Source organism: Deinococcus sp., from assembly GCF_030523985.1.
Lineage (GTDB): Bacteria > Deinococcota > Deinococci > Deinococcales > Deinococcaceae > Deinococcus.
The window spans coordinates 1-13,106 of sequence record NZ_JAUNHK010000079.1 but is presented as its reverse complement, the minus strand read 5'-3'; the positions used below and the strand labels follow the sequence as shown (position 1 = coordinate 13,106).

The window sequence follows — 13,106 nt, the reverse complement described above, 5'->3', positions numbered from 1 at the left end:
GCCCCGCTGCACTTGCGCCGCTCGCCCGACTTTCTGCTATAGTCCTAGGGCGCGAAGCACGGACGAGGCGTAGCGCAGGCCGGTAGCGCACTTGGTTTGGGACCAAGGGGTCGCTGGTTCGAATCCAGTCGCCTCGACCAACTGGCCTTGCCGCTCTAGCGGTGGTCGCTTCGCGTCTCCCCCTCGCGGGAAAAACCCATGCGGGATTGGTGTAGTGGTAGCACAGCAGCCTTCCAAGCTTCTGGCCTCGGTTCGAATCCGTGATCCCGCTCCAATATCTCCCCCCTTTGGCGGGGAGCTTTTTTTTGGCGTTTGCCCGCATCAATGGTCTACACTAGCCGCCATGTTCCAACCGAGAGGCACCGCATGAACTATGCCGCGACGCTGGCGGTGATGATGGTGCTGGCCTTTTGTTTTCCCATCACGGTCAAGCTGGGGGTTTGGCTGGGGATTCCCGCAGCCCTGGGCGCGACGGTGCTGGGGGCGCTGCTGGTTTTCGGCGTCACGGCCTATCTGGTGCGCTGGCAGGTGGGTCGGCACTCGCAGCAGTTGGCGAGACTGGCGCAGGCCCGCGCCCAGATGGCGGCTGACCCTGAAGACCCCCGCGCCTACTTCGTGGACGGTGAACACCTGGGCCGCCTGCTGCTGCGGCTGGGGCGCAGGCGAGAAGCCGCCGAGGTCATTGACCGTTACTCGCGCCTGGGCGGAGCGCGTGAATCCGAACTGATGGCCCTCCAGGAAGCCCTGAGCCAGGCCGAGCGGCGCAAGCGGCGGGCGCAGCGGGAAGTCAAAGGGTGAACGGATTTCACTTGCCCGCCCTCCCGAACAGGCACAATAGAGACGGAATGACCGGATTGCTGCCTTGGAGAGTCGAATGAGGGCTTACAAAGGCGTCGTCGAAAACGGCGTCGTCGTGGTCATCGGGGCCAGATTGCCCGAAGGCACCGCCGTGACCGTGACCGTGGGCGAGACTGAGCTTTTGCGTGCCCGCATCACCAACGTGATTCGCAGTTCACGCAAGGTCAAGATTCGCATCAAGCCCGCGCCGCGTCTGGCCCTGCACAGCCACCCCACCGAGTCCGATGACGACTGACCCGCTGCCCGAGCAGGCCGAATTCGACCCGTCTGACCTACCGGAAGGGGCGCGGGTGTGGCTGGTGCCGACCCCGGTGGGCAACCTGGGCGACCTGACGCTGCGGGCCATTGAGGTGCTGCGGGCCGCCGACGCCGTCGCCTGCGAGGACACCCGCCGCACCGGGGCGCTGCTGTCGCACCTCGGCATCGGCAAACCGCTGGTCAGGCTCGACGCCCACACCATGCACCGCGCCGCGCAAGTGCTGGAAAAGTACCCCCGCCTCGCCTACGTCTCCGACGCGGGTACGCCCGGCATCAGCGATCCGGGGGCCGAGCTGGTGCAGGCCGCCGCCGAACTCGACCTGCCCCTAGAAGTGCTGCCGGGAGCCACCGCTTTCGTGCCCGCGCTGGTGCTGTCGGGGCTGCCGACGGGCCGCTTTACCTTCGAGGGTTTTTTGCCGCGCAGTGGACGCGAGCGCAAGGAGCGGCTGTCGGCTATTGCGTCCCGTACCGAAACCAGCGTGCTGTACGAAAGCCCCCACCGCCTGCACGCCACGCTGCTCGACCTGGGGGCGGCCTGCGGCGAAACGCGGCCCGCCAGTGTGACCCGCGAACTCTCCAAGAAGTTCGAGGAAACGCGGCGCGGCCCGCTTGCTGAGCTGGCTGCCCACTTTGCCGGAACGGTCAAGGGTGAAATCGTGGTGGTGGTCGCCGGGCGCAGCGCCGCCGAAGCCGAGGCCGACGCCCCCGACTACCCCGCGCTGGCGGCGCAGCTTGCTGCCGAGGGCCTGGGTGCGCGTGACCTGCGTGCCCGGCTGATGGCGGCGGGCCTAAGCAAAAACGAAGCCTATGCGCTGGCGTTGCAGGCGACGGGCTGAATTGGGGCAGCACAACGTCACCGTGACGTGCCCGCGTTACCCTAGAGGGTGAGGTACGCCATGATTGACATTCAAACTGCCCATCCCAACCCTGCCGGAGTGAAGCGCGTCGCCGTCCTGACCAGCGGTGGCGACGCTCCCGGCATGAACGCCGCCATTCGCGCTGTCGTCCGCACCGGGACGCAGCAGGGCATCGAAGTGGTGGGCGTCCGGCGCGGCTTTTCGGGCCTGCACCGGGGCGAACTGCAACTGCTGGGGCCGCGTGACGTCGCCAACACCATTCAGCGTGGCGGCACCATCCTGCTCACGGCCCGTTCCAGCACCTGGCGCACCCCCGAGGGCCGGGCCAAGGGAGCCGCCGTGCTGCGCGAGTGGGGCGTGGACGGCCTGATCGTGATCGGCGGTGACGGCAGTTTTCACGGGGGCTATTACCTTCAGGAAGAACACGGCATTCCGGTCATCGGCGTGCCCGGCACCATCGACAACGACCTGTACGGCACCGACCACACCATCGGCTACTTCACGGCAGTCGAAACTGCGCTGGACGCGGTGGACAAGCTGCGCGACACGGGTGCCAGCCACGAACGCATTTTCGTGATTGAGGTGATGGGCCGCCACGCCGGACACATCGCGCTGGACGTGGCGGTGGCGGGCGGGGCCGAAGAAGTCTTTATCCCCGAGGACGAAAAACCCATCGAGAGCGTCGTGGACGTGGTGCGCGACAGCATCTCCAAGGGCAAGAAGGGGAGCATCATCATCGTGGCGGAAGGCTACGCGGGCGGAGCCGAAGCCGTGGGCAAAGCCATCAAGGAAGGCACGGGCATGGAAACCCGCGTCAGCATCCTGGGCCACATCCAGCGCGGCGGCACTCCGGTCAGCAGTGACCGCATTCTGGCGAGCCGACTGGGTGAAGCTGCCGTCTACGCCCTGATGGACGGCAAAAAGGGCGTGATGGTGGGCCGGACGGCGGGCGGCATCACCTACACGCCCCTGCACGAAACCTGGGAAAAACGCAAGGACGTGAGCCGTGACCTCTACCGCTGCGCCAAAACGCTGAGCGTGTAAACCCCTCCACCTTTTGCCCGATGCCGCCCGCCTGCCCTCCGCGTAGGCTGGCGGCATGTCTGTTTGGCTCCCTGCACTTTTTCTGACGCTGGGGTGGGCAATTCTTGTCCGTACCCACTCCGAAACGTGGTGGTGGGTGTCGGTGCTCGACCTTGTACCGCCACACCTGTGGCTGCTGCCTGTGCTGTGGCTGACTTGGCGGGCTGTGCGGCAGCGACACTGGGGCAAAGTGGGCGGTCTGCTGCTCTGTGCCCTGGCGCTGGTGCATCTGGGCGGGTGGGTCTGGAACAAAGCCCCACTGGAAACGTCGGCCCCGGCGCTGCGACTCCTGACCCTCAACGCCGATTTCGCCTCGGCTCCAGCGGCGCGGGTGGCAACCCTGGCGCGGCGAGAAGGGGCGACGGTGGTACTTCTTCAGGAAGCCCTGAACCGTGAGCGGGCGGGCGACACCTACCGCCGTGAAGTTGAGGCGGCTTTTCCCGGCTGGCATTTCGCGCAGCACGACGAACTGCTGACACTTTCGCGCTGGCCTATCGAGGCGGCGACTCCAGTGTTCTTCCCCCATTCACCGCACGCCCTGCTGCTGACTCGCTTGAAAGTGCAGCGGCAAGTGGTCGAGGTCTACAACATCCACCTCGCCACCAACGGCGTATTACCGAGTGCCAGTGACCGGCGGCTGCGGCGCACGCTGCGGCAGCGGGTGGAACGGCGGCTCAAGGTACGGCAAGACTTCTTGGCCCTGACCACAGAACAGGTGGCACATTCGGCAGGGCCAGTGGTACTGGCAGGCGACTTCAATGCGTCTCCACGCGGCGAACTGGCAGCGGGTTTACGGGCTTTGGGTCTGAGCGACAGCTTCGCGGTGGCGGGCCGGGGCTTCGGCTTCACCCACGCGGCCCGCTTTGGACACTCGCGCATTGACTACGTCTGGGAGCGGGGGTTACGGGTTACCGCTGTAAGAACGCTGCCCGAGCCGCTCAGCGACCACCGCGCCGTGCTGGTCGGCCTCGCCCTGCCATAAAAAAACCGGAGCGCACTGGCTCCGGCTGTAGCAATTTGAGGAAGAAGGCTTACTGACCGCCCACGTTACGCAGGAAGGCGGGGATGTCGTAGTCCTTGGGATCGTAGTTGCCGCCCGCGCCCAGACCGCTGGGGCCACCGCGCACCGGGCGCACCAGACCGCTGCCGTAGCCCTGCTCGTAGCCGCCGCGCCCAGGGGCCGCCACGCCGCCCAGGGGAGCCGCGTAGTTGTTGTCGCCAAAGCCCGTGGCGATGACGGTGACGCGCACTTCGTCGCCCGCCGCTTCGTCGGGGGTGATCCCGAACAGGATGTCGGGGTCTTCGAATCCGGTGGCTTCGCGGATTTTCTCGACGATTTCGTTGGCGTCGGTCATGGACAGGTCGTAGCCGCCCGTCACGTTGACCAGAATGCGGCGTGCGCCTTCGATGCCGCGCTCGAGCAGCGGCGAGTGAATGGCGCTCATGGCGGCTTCTTCCGCCATCTTGTCGCCGCGCCCCGCACCGATGCCCATCAGGACAGTGCCGGAGTTGGCGAGCAGGTTACGCACGTCGGCAAAGTCGAGGTTGATCATGCCCTCGACGTTGATCACGTCGCTGATGCCCTTGACGCCGTAGTACAGCACGCGGTCGGCAATCAGGAAGGCTTCGCGGAAAGACACCTTCTTGTCCACGGCGGTCAGCAGCTTCTCGTTGTTGACCACGATCATGCCGTCCACGCGGTCGGCAAGCTTGCTCATGCCTTCCTCGGCCACGCGCATGCGCTTAGGGCCTTCGAACTTGAAGGGCCGGGTCACGATGGCGACGGTCAGGATGCCCATTTCGCGGGCGATTTCCGCCACGACCGGAGCCGAGCCGGTACCGGTGCCGCCGCCCATGCCCGCCGTGATGAAGAGCATGTCGGTGTCGTCGAGGTATTCCTTGATGCGGTCACGGTCCTCGATGGCGGCTTCCTCGCCCACTTTGGGGTCGGCACCCGCACCGAGACCGCGCGTCAGGCGGTCACCGAGCTGAATCCGCACTTCGGCGTGGCTCTTGGCGAGCACCTGAGCGTCGGTGTTGCCCGCAATGAACTCGACGCCCTCAAGTCCCGATTCGATCATGCGGTTCACGGCATTGTTGCCCGCACCGCCCAAGCCAATTACACGAATTCTGGCCGCTTGCATGTTGCTTCTCCTTGGATAACCCGCCCGCCCTCCTGGGTCGCCTGCGGGGTGGAACGCTTCAGAACAGTTCTAACGAAAACGCGAAAGAGGCTCAGAACCAGTCGCGGAACAGCGCCTTGACCTTGTCCATAAAGCCGACTTTCGGCCCCTGGGGTTTGGGCGGCTGCTGGGGCTGACCGTCCACGAGCACCTGCGACTGCTGGGGCACGGTGTACACCTGACTCTGGGTGGATGACGGCGCGCCCTGCGGGTAGGTCTGGACCTGAACCTGCTGGCCCTGATAACCCTGCTGGCCCACCTGTCCCTGAGGGATGTTGCCCGTCACCGGGTAGCCCTGGGGCTGGCCCTGGCCCTGCGTCGGATAGCCGTAGGTGTCATGGCGGCCCGGATACTCGGCGTAGTCACTGTCTTCCAGCAGACCCGTCGGCACGCGCCCGTCTTGGGAGATGCCGTAGAGCACCATGCCGACGCTGCACGCATGGGCGGGGTCGCCCACGATGTCGCTGAGGCCCTGGATGCCGCGTGGGCGGCCCAGGCGGGTGGGCAGGCGGAAGCGTTCGCGGGCGAGTTCGACGGCGCCGGGCAACTGGGCGCCGCCGCCCGTCAGCACCACCGACTGCGCCACGAGTTCGACGGGGCCGAGCGCCTGGTCGATTTCGTCACGAATCAGGCCGTAGATCTCGCTGACGCGGGGGCGAATCACACGCGACAGTTCGTAGGCGCTGATGGCGTGGGTGGCACCCGACGCGGTGGTGATTTCCAGCGTGAGTTCCTGGTCGGCCAGTTCGGGAATCGCCGCGCCGTAGTGCCGCTTGACCTTCTCGGCTTCCTCCATCGGAATCTTGAGGATTTGCGCGAGGTCAGCGGTGACGTGGTCGCCCCCAATCGGGATGCTGGCCGAGTGCGCCAAGTTGCCCCGCTTGAACACGCCGATGTCGGTGGTGCCGCCGCCCATATCCACCACCACGGTGGTCTGGTTCTGCTCGTTCTGGTCGAGGGTGGCGAGGCCCGAGGCCAGCGAGTGCAGCACGAAGCCCTCGATTTGCAGCCCCGCTTCCTGCACGCAGCGGCGCAGGTTCAGCAGCGGCCCGCCCGCCCCGGCGACGATATGCACGTCCACCTCAAGGCGCACGCCATGCATCCCGACGGGGTTCTTGATGCCCTCTTGACCGTCCACCACGTATTCCTGCGGAATGGTGTGCAGGATTTCGAGGCTGGGGTCGAGCGGCACGGCGCGGGCGTTCTCGATGGCGCGTTCCACGTCGGGCGGGCTGATTTCCTGCTGGCGACGGATGGCGGCGAGACCGTGGCTGGTCATGGCCTTGGTGTGGTTGCCGCCAACACTGACGAACACGTTCCAGGCCCGCACGCCGCTGACGCGCTCGGCGGCATGAAGCGATTGCTTGATGGCCTGGGTCGCCCGTTCCAGGTTGATGACGCTGCCGCGCTTCATCCCCTCGCTCGGAACGCTGCCTTCACCAATGATGTCGATGGTGCCGTCGGGCGCAACCTCGCCGATGACCGTCGTGATTTTGGTGGTGCCGATGTCCAGGCCCACGATGATGGTGTTTTCCCTCATTCCTGGACGCTCACCCCCCAGGGGTAAATGTGAATTTTCTTGTTTGGATACATGCCGATGCTCCCAGCATACTTGACGAAGGTTTCGAGGTCGCCCCCCCAAGCCGTGCCGCTGGCGGTCTTCGCCGTGAAGCCTGCCGGGGTATACGTTACCGATTGCACAGTGTAGCGCGATAAGGCCCGCGTGAGCCTCAGGGCTTCGGACAACCGCTCCGGCCCCCAGCCCGTCACCACAGGCAAGCGGGCCAGGTCGCCCGGCACGATGCCCGCTCCGGTGGGCAACGTCGTGCCGTCTTCAGACACCAGCACCTCCCCTGCGCCGGGACGCTGCCAGCGGGCGAACGGCTGACGCTCGCTGACCGCCAGCATCACCGTGTCAGGGAACTGGCGCGTCACCTCTGCCGAGACAATCCAGGGCGAGGCTAGCAGTCCCTTGGCTTTCCACGCGCCGTAATACAGCCAGCCAAACGGCGACTCGTCCTGCGGGAGTCCAGCGAGTCGGCGCACCTCGCCGTTGGTCAGGTGGGTGTTGCCGCTCACCTGCACCGTCTTGATCGGCACCTGCGACCAACTCAGAAACAGCAGCCCCAAAGTCAGTAGCCCCGACACGACGACCCAGCCCGGCTTGATACCCCGGCGGCGTCGGGCGGGGCGAGCCGCAGCGGGCGCGGGCGACGGGGGGACATCCTCTGGCGTGACTTCCTCCGTCGGCGCGGTGGGGGCGGCTTCGGCGGGTGGCGGGCGCGGTTCCGAACGGGAGCGCAAAAAACGGGGACGGGAGGACGGCTTTTCCTCGGAGGGCGCCCCGGAGGTCAGGTCATCCAACTGAAAATCCACCACCGGCACACCCGCGCCGGGAACGCGGGGGCGCGGCGGCGGCGACTCGGCAGGCAGGTCGTCGGGCGGTGCGGGGGGACGGTTGAGCGGAGGGTCGCTGCTCATGGGCAACCCCGGCGAGGTGTCTTCACCCTTCTATTGTGACCTACAAACCCGTTCAGGTGGCGTCGGCAGCGGGCCAAAGTTCGTATTCGAGTTCCAGCGGCACGCCGACCCGCTCGCGGATAAGCCCCAGCAGGGCGTGAACGTCCGCCGCCGTCGCCCCGCCCAGGTTGACGATGAAATTGCCGTGTTCGGGAGCAATCATGGCGTTGCCGACCCTGGTGCCCTTCAGACCCGCCTCGTCTATCAGCTTGCCCGCGCTGACCTTGTGACCATCCGGCAGGGTGGGATTTTTGAAGGCGCAGCCGGGCGTCTTGTTCTTGGGCTGGCCTTTGCGGGCGAGGTCGGCCTGGTTCATGGCCTCCTGTACGGCGTCGGGCGTGGAGGGCCGCAGTTTAAGACGCACCCGCGACACCACATGGTTGCGGGGAATGTCGCTGTGGCGGTAGCCCCAGGCGAGGTCGTCCGGCGACACCTGCCGCACGCCCTGCGGCGTCACGATTTCGATGGTGTGCAGGCCGTCGAACATTTCCCCGAAACGGGTTCCGGCGTTCATCCACACCGAGCCGCCGACCTGACCGGGAATGCCCACCGTGCCTTCCAGCCCGCTCCAGCCCAGCTTTTGCAGCGCCCGCAGCAGGCCCGGCAGGGGTGCGCCGCCGCCGACCCAGCCCGTCACGATTTCGGCGTCGGTGGACAGCTCGGGGTCGGGGGTCAGGTCGCGCTCGGCCAGTGGCCCACTCAGGCGAATGACCCGTTCGGGCACGCCCGCGTCGGAGATGACCAGATTGCTGCCGCCGCCCAGCACGCGGTAAGGCTGCTCCATCGCCTCGGCGAGTTGCTCCAGCGTTTCCACGAACCAGATTTCGGCCTCGCCGCCGACACCCAGCGTGGTGTAGCGGGCCAGCGGTTGACGTTCGACTCGCGCTCCAGTGCGGCTCATGCGCCCTGCCCTTTGGCCTCAGCCGCCAGTTCATGGGCAATCTGGTACACGTCGCCCGCGCCCATCGTCACGATGATGTCGTTCGCGTCCGCCGTCTGCCGCAGGTAGGTTTTGATGTCCTCGCGCTCTGGCAGGTAGCGCACCCCGCCGTGCCCGCCCTGCACCATGCGGTCGAGAATCAGCCGGGCGTGAATGCCCTCAATGGGTTCCTCGGAAGCGGCGGCGATGTCCATCAGCAGCACTTCGTCGGCCTTCATCAGCGCGTCGGCCAGTTGGGGCCAGCTCTGCTTGGTCCGCAGGTAGCGGTGCGGCTGAAACACCACACGCACGCGCCGCCCGGTCTGGTGCGCGGCCTGCACCGCCGAGGCGACCTTGGTGGCGTTGTGGGCGTAATCGTCAATCAGGAGGGCACCTGACAGTTGGCCCACGCGCTGCCAGCGGCGGCCCGGCCCCTGGAACCGTGCCAGCGCAGCGGCAGCCTGCCCGAAATCGCCGCCGTACAGATGAACCACTGCCAGCGCCGCCAAAGCGTTGAGGACGTTGTGGTGGCCCGGTAGGTCAACGCGGGCCTCGCCCAGCACCTCGCCCCGGTACTCCACCGTGAAGGTGGTGCCGTCGGCGTCGGGGCGCAGATTGACGGCGCGGTAGTCGGCCTGGGGATGCTGTCCGTAGGTGAGGGTCTCTTTGGCCTGACCACACAGTTCGTCCAGCGGGCGCTGCTTGGTGCCGGGTTCGGGGGGCCGCGCCCAATCCAGGCAGTACAGCACCCGCTCCGACTGCGCCACGAACTGAGCGAAGGCAGCGTGCTGCTCCTCCACCGTGTTCCAGTAGGTCGCCTGCTCGCCGCCCACGTGGTCGTCCTCGGCATTGGTGAACACGGCGGTCTGACAGCCCAGCTCCGCAAAGCGGCGGTCGGACTCGTCCACCTCAGCGACGAACGGCCCCAGGCCAAAGCGGGCGTTGCCGCCGCCGAATTCCTGCACGTTGCCGCCCACGAAAGCCGAGGGGTCGAGGCCCGCGCCCATCAGCGCCACGGCAATCATGCTGGTGGTGGTCGTTTTGCCGTGGGTGCCGATCACGCCCACGCTGGGGCCGGAGCGCAGCAGTTCGCCCATCAGCGCCATGCGGGGCCGGATTTCGACTCCGGCGTCACGGGCGGCGACCAGTTCGGGGTGGGTCTTGGGCACCGCTTCGGAGGCCACCAGCACGTCCACCGGGCCAAAGCGCGCGATATGCGAGGCGTCGTGACCGTGCGCGACAGCAATGCCCTCGGCTTCCAAGGCCCGCGTCTGGGCGCTGAGGTTCTGGTCGCAGCCGCTGACCCGGTGCCCCCTGGCCCGCAGCAACCGGGCAAAGGCACTCATGCCGATGCCACCGATGCCGAGCAGGTGATAGTGCAGCGCAGAGGAAGACTGGAGGGAAGGCGAGGACGGGGCCGGAGTTGGGGAGGCAGAGTCAGTCATGGGAGTCAGGAGTGGGAGCGCGGCGCTGGGGCTGAAGCTGCACTTCGATGAGGTCAGCGAAGCGGGCGGCAGCGCCGGGGCGGGCGCGTTTCTGGGCCGCGTCTCGCAGGGCGGCGCGTGTTCCCGGTGCGGCACACTCTAACACCACCTTTCCCATCTGCTCGGGCACGTCCTTTTGTTCGACGACCCGGCCCGCGCCCGCTTGCTGCACGGCGACGGCGTTGTGGTACTGGTGGTTCTCCGCCGATTCGGGAAGCGGCACCATAATCAGCGGCACGCCATGAAAGGCGGCTTCGGCCAGCGTGCCCGTGCCGCCGCGTGTGATGGCGAGGTCGGCCACCGACCAGGCCGCCACCGCGTCCACATAGCCGGTGACGTGATACCAGGGCAGGTTGGCGACCTTGGGCTGCACTTCTTCCAGCCAGCGCGGGCCGGTGGCGTGGATGACCTGTATCTCGCGGCTGCGCTCATTCTCGATGAGGTAGGGGCCACGCAGGTCGAGGTCAATCGGCGGCACGCTGTCGCCCTTGCCGCGCAGCTTGCCGACCTTGCCGAACAGCCGCCAGAGAATGTCGGGAAGTTTCTGGTTGAGGTAGAGCGACCCCTGCGAGCCGCCCATAATCAAAATGGTGACGGGGCCGTCGCGCAGACCCAGCGCCGCCAGCGCCTCGGCGCGGGGCATTCTGTCTTCGCGCACGGGCATCCCGACCATCGTGGCCTTGCGGGGGTCGAGGCCGATGACCTGGGTATAAGCCGTGCCGACCGCACGGGCGCGGCCCACGGCCAGCCGCTGCGTCAGGCCCAGTCGGGCGTTTTGCTCGTGCAGCACGGTGGGAATGCCGAGGCTCTGGGCGGCCAGCACACCGGGCAAACTGGCGAAACCGCCGTAGCCGACCACCGCCGCCGGTTTCAGGCCCGCCAGGGTGCGCCGCGCCTGCCCCAGCCCCTGCGCCGCCTTGAGCAGTTGCCGGGGGTCGGGGCGGCCCTGACCGCTGCGGGCCAGTTTGCCTGCGTCCACGCCGTAGAAGGTCAGCCCCTCGCGCTCGGCGATGCGCTCTTCCATCCCACCTTTTTGGCCCATCAGGGCCGCGTCATAGCCGCGTTCCCGAAGTTCGTGTGCGGTAGCGACGGCGGGGTAAATGTGTCCACCCGTCCCCCCAGTTGCCATGACCACCAGACTCATCAGGAGTGAGTGTAGCAGTGTGCGGCGCAGAGCAGAGGGCTGATAGCAGAGAGCGGAGAGCTAAAAGCCACCTGCCATCCGCTCTCTGCCATTTGCCATCTGCCTTCAGTCGAACAGGTCGCCAATGTCCAGCCCGCCGCGTGAGTGCGAGTGACCGCCGCTCTCGCCCCCCAGCATTCCGGCCTCGAATTCTTCGTAGGGCTGCACCACCACGAAGCCGTCGCCCTGAAACACCATCTGGTAGGTTTCGCCGCCGCCGCGCCCGATCATGGAGCGCAGGCTGCTGTCCATCCGCAGTTGCGGTTGCAGGTTGCCGCTCCAGGCGATCGTGGCGTTGGGGTCGGTAAACAGCGGCTCGTGCGGGGTCACGCGCAGGGTCAGCGGCTTGCCGTGCGACAGGATGGCGACCAGCCCGTGCCCCTGCACCCGCACGCTGAACAGCCCCCCGGCGGCCATGCCCGCGACGCGCCGCTGCATGGTGATGTCGTACTGCACCGAGTCCTCGAAGGCGAGCAGGTCGTTGCCGTTCACGTTCAGGCTTTCGCCCGACAGCCGCAGAATCTGAATTTCCTTGCCCTGGTCGGCCAGGTACGCCACGCCACGCCCCTCGATTTTGGCGAGCGGCGACATTTCCTGCGAGACCGCCCGCTTGAAGGCTTTCATCAGGCCGCCTTCCAGGGTGCCCTCGCGCTTGAAGGTCAGGTTGCCCTTGTAGGCCACCATCGCGCCCAACTTGCTCCAGACGCGCCCACTCACCTTGACTTCGAGCATCTTGCTCGATTCCAGCTCGAACACGTCGCCGGGGTTGTCACGTTCGGCGGTCTTGGCGAGAAAGTCGCGCAGGGAGTAGCTACCGTCACCGTTGGAGTAGGTCATCTTGGCTTCCCATACGCGGCTGGCCCCATAAAGGTTCCACGCAGAGCTTCGGACGGAACCACCTGCGCCAGAATGGGCGCGACATGGAACTGCGTCACCTCCGCCATTTCGTCGCACTGGCCGAAGAAGGGCATTTCGGGCGGGCCGCCGAGCGCGTCTTCGTGGTGCAGCAGGCACTGAGCAGTTCGATTCGGACGCTGGAAGAAGAGCTGGGCGTGCAACTCGTGCGCCGCACCACCCGCCGCGTGCAACTCACCCCGGCGGGCGAGGAGTTTCTGGTCGGGGCGCGGGCGACACTGGCCCAGGCTGCCCAGGCCGTCGAGCGGGCACAGCGGGCGGCGCGGGGCGAGGTCGGGCGGCTGACTGTCGGCTTCGTGAGTGGGCTGGCGTTCGGGGGGCTGCCCGAAATCGTGCGGCGCTTTCGCGAGCTGTACCCGGCGGTCAGTGTCCACCTGCGCGAACTGACGGCGCAGGAGCAGGAAGCGGCGCTGCGCGGCGGGCAGGTGGATGTGGGCCTGCTGCTGCTGCCCGTGCGCGACCCGGCGCTGCACTCGCGCCCGCTGTGGCGGCAGCGGCTGGTGGTGGCCCTGCCCGCCGCGCACCCCCTGGCGGCGCGGGAACGGCTGCGGATCGCCGACCTGTCGGGCGAGGATTTCGTGTTTTTTCCGCGCTACCTGCGGGCCACCTATTTCGACCAGGTCATGCACTGGTGCGCCGGGGCCGGATTCACGCCCAACGTGGTGCAGGAAGCCATAGAGATTCCCACGCTGCTGTCGCTGGTGGCGGCGGGGGTGGGGGTGTTCTTGCCCATGGAGTTCTTCTCGCGGCTGGCGCTGCCGGGGGTGGTCTACCGCCCGGTCGAGGACGCCCCGGTGGTGGACATCGTGGCCGTGTGGCGGCGCGAGGGGCCGGGCGAGGCCAGCG

General features: G+C 67.1%; 13 protein-coding genes and 2 tRNA genes. 8 read left to right on the top strand and 7 right to left on the bottom strand.

The window, feature by feature from the left end; all coding sequences use genetic code 11:
- Positions 1-63: 63 nt before the first annotated feature.
- The 7 genes from Q4C89_RS11160 (at position 64) to Q4C89_RS11130 (ending at position 4,038) form a co-directional block, all read left to right on the top strand.
- Positions 64-140: transfer RNA gene (locus tag Q4C89_RS11160), tRNA-Pro, on the top strand.
- Positions 141-200: 60 nt separating this feature from the next.
- Positions 201-274: transfer RNA gene (locus tag Q4C89_RS11155), tRNA-Gly, on the top strand.
- Positions 275-366: 92 nt separating this feature from the next.
- Complete coding sequence (locus Q4C89_RS11150) at positions 367-798, top strand: hypothetical protein (RefSeq protein ID WP_303102688.1); 432 nt, start codon at positions 367-369, stop codon at positions 796-798.
- 76 nt (positions 799-874) lie between these two features.
- Positions 875-1,093, top strand: a complete 219-nt coding sequence (locus Q4C89_RS11145) for a hypothetical protein (RefSeq protein ID WP_303102687.1) — start codon at positions 875-877, stop codon at positions 1,091-1,093.
- Positions 1,083-1,952, top strand: a complete 870-nt coding sequence (rsmI, locus tag Q4C89_RS11140) for a 16S rRNA (cytidine(1402)-2'-O)-methyltransferase (protein ID WP_303102686.1) — start codon at positions 1,083-1,085, stop codon at positions 1,950-1,952. The genes Q4C89_RS11145 and rsmI overlap by 11 nt, the downstream gene beginning before the upstream one ends.
- 60 nt (positions 1,953-2,012) lie before the next feature.
- Positions 2,013-3,017, top strand: coding sequence for a 6-phosphofructokinase (gene pfkA / locus Q4C89_RS11135; protein ID WP_303102685.1), 1,005 nt, complete (start codon positions 2,013-2,015; stop codon positions 3,015-3,017).
- A 55-nt stretch (positions 3,018-3,072) separates the two neighbouring features.
- Positions 3,073-4,038, top strand: coding sequence for an endonuclease/exonuclease/phosphatase family protein (locus Q4C89_RS11130; RefSeq protein WP_303102684.1), 966 nt, complete (start codon positions 3,073-3,075; stop codon positions 4,036-4,038).
- 49 nt (positions 4,039-4,087) lie between these two features.
- On the opposite strand, the gene ftsZ is transcribed toward Q4C89_RS11130, so the two are convergent.
- The 7 genes from ftsZ to Q4C89_RS11095 form a co-directional block, all read right to left on the bottom strand.
- Positions 4,088-5,200, bottom strand: coding sequence for a cell division protein FtsZ (gene ftsZ, locus Q4C89_RS11125; protein WP_303102683.1), 1,113 nt, complete (start codon positions 5,198-5,200; stop codon positions 4,088-4,090).
- Positions 5,201-5,291: 91 nt separating this feature from the next.
- Positions 5,292-6,779, bottom strand: a complete 1,488-nt coding sequence (gene ftsA / locus Q4C89_RS11120; protein WP_303102682.1) for a cell division protein FtsA — start codon at positions 6,777-6,779, stop codon at positions 5,292-5,294.
- Complete coding sequence (locus Q4C89_RS11115; RefSeq protein WP_303102681.1) at positions 6,776-7,720, bottom strand: cell division protein FtsQ/DivIB; 945 nt, start codon at positions 7,718-7,720, stop codon at positions 6,776-6,778. The genes ftsA and Q4C89_RS11115 overlap by 4 nt, the downstream gene beginning before the upstream one ends.
- 52 nt (positions 7,721-7,772) lie before the next feature.
- Positions 7,773-8,660 carry a UDP-N-acetylmuramate dehydrogenase gene (locus tag Q4C89_RS11110; protein ID WP_303102680.1) on the bottom strand — a complete coding sequence of 296 codons (888 nt, stop codon included), beginning with the start codon at positions 8,658-8,660 and terminating at the stop codon, positions 7,773-7,775.
- Positions 8,657-10,123, bottom strand: a complete 1,467-nt coding sequence (gene murC, locus Q4C89_RS11105) for a UDP-N-acetylmuramate--L-alanine ligase (protein WP_303102679.1) — start codon at positions 10,121-10,123, stop codon at positions 8,657-8,659. Before murC ends, Q4C89_RS11110 begins: the two co-directional genes overlap by 4 nt.
- Positions 10,116-11,306, bottom strand: coding sequence for an undecaprenyldiphospho-muramoylpentapeptide beta-N-acetylglucosaminyltransferase (gene murG, locus Q4C89_RS11100; protein ID WP_303102678.1), 1,191 nt, complete (start codon positions 11,304-11,306; stop codon positions 10,116-10,118). Before murG ends, murC begins: the two co-directional genes overlap by 8 nt.
- A gap of 105 nt (positions 11,307-11,411) precedes the next feature.
- Positions 11,412-12,182, bottom strand: a complete 771-nt coding sequence (locus tag Q4C89_RS11095; RefSeq protein ID WP_303102677.1) for an AIM24 family protein — start codon at positions 12,180-12,182, stop codon at positions 11,412-11,414.
- Positions 12,183-12,265: 83 nt separating this feature from the next.
- Between Q4C89_RS11095 and Q4C89_RS11090 the strand changes: the two genes are divergently transcribed.
- Positions 12,266-13,106: LysR substrate-binding domain-containing protein (locus tag Q4C89_RS11090; protein ID WP_303102676.1), on the top strand; the 841-nt coding region annotated here is incomplete at its 3' end.

Coding starts and splice junctions, on each gene's coding strand:
- ftsZ (WP_303102683.1), bottom strand. CDS start 5,200: ATGCAAGCGGCCAGAATTCGTGTAATTGGCTTGGGCGGTGCGGGCAAC.
- ftsA (WP_303102682.1), bottom strand. CDS start 6,779: ATGAGGGAAAACACCATCATCGTGGGCCTGGACATCGGCACCACCAAA.
- Q4C89_RS11145 (WP_303102687.1), top strand. CDS start 875: ATGAGGGCTTACAAAGGCGTCGTCGAAAACGGCGTCGTCGTGGTCATC.
- pfkA (WP_303102685.1), top strand. CDS start 2,013: ATGATTGACATTCAAACTGCCCATCCCAACCCTGCCGGAGTGAAGCGC.
- Q4C89_RS11115 (WP_303102681.1), bottom strand. CDS start 7,720: ATGAGCAGCGACCCTCCGCTCAACCGTCCCCCCGCACCGCCCGACGAC.
- Q4C89_RS11150 (WP_303102688.1), top strand. CDS start 367: ATGAACTATGCCGCGACGCTGGCGGTGATGATGGTGCTGGCCTTTTGT.
- murG (WP_303102678.1), bottom strand. CDS start 11,306: ATGAGTCTGGTGGTCATGGCAACTGGGGGGACGGGTGGACACATTTAC.
- rsmI (WP_303102686.1), top strand. CDS start 1,083: ATGACGACTGACCCGCTGCCCGAGCAGGCCGAATTCGACCCGTCTGAC.
- Q4C89_RS11130 (WP_303102684.1), top strand. CDS start 3,073: ATGTCTGTTTGGCTCCCTGCACTTTTTCTGACGCTGGGGTGGGCAATT.
- Q4C89_RS11095 (WP_303102677.1), bottom strand. CDS start 12,182: ATGACCTACTCCAACGGTGACGGTAGCTACTCCCTGCGCGACTTTCTC.
- Q4C89_RS11110 (WP_303102680.1), bottom strand. CDS start 8,660: ATGAGCCGCACTGGAGCGCGAGTCGAACGTCAACCGCTGGCCCGCTAC.
- murC (WP_303102679.1), bottom strand. CDS start 10,123: ATGACTGACTCTGCCTCCCCAACTCCGGCCCCGTCCTCGCCTTCCCTC.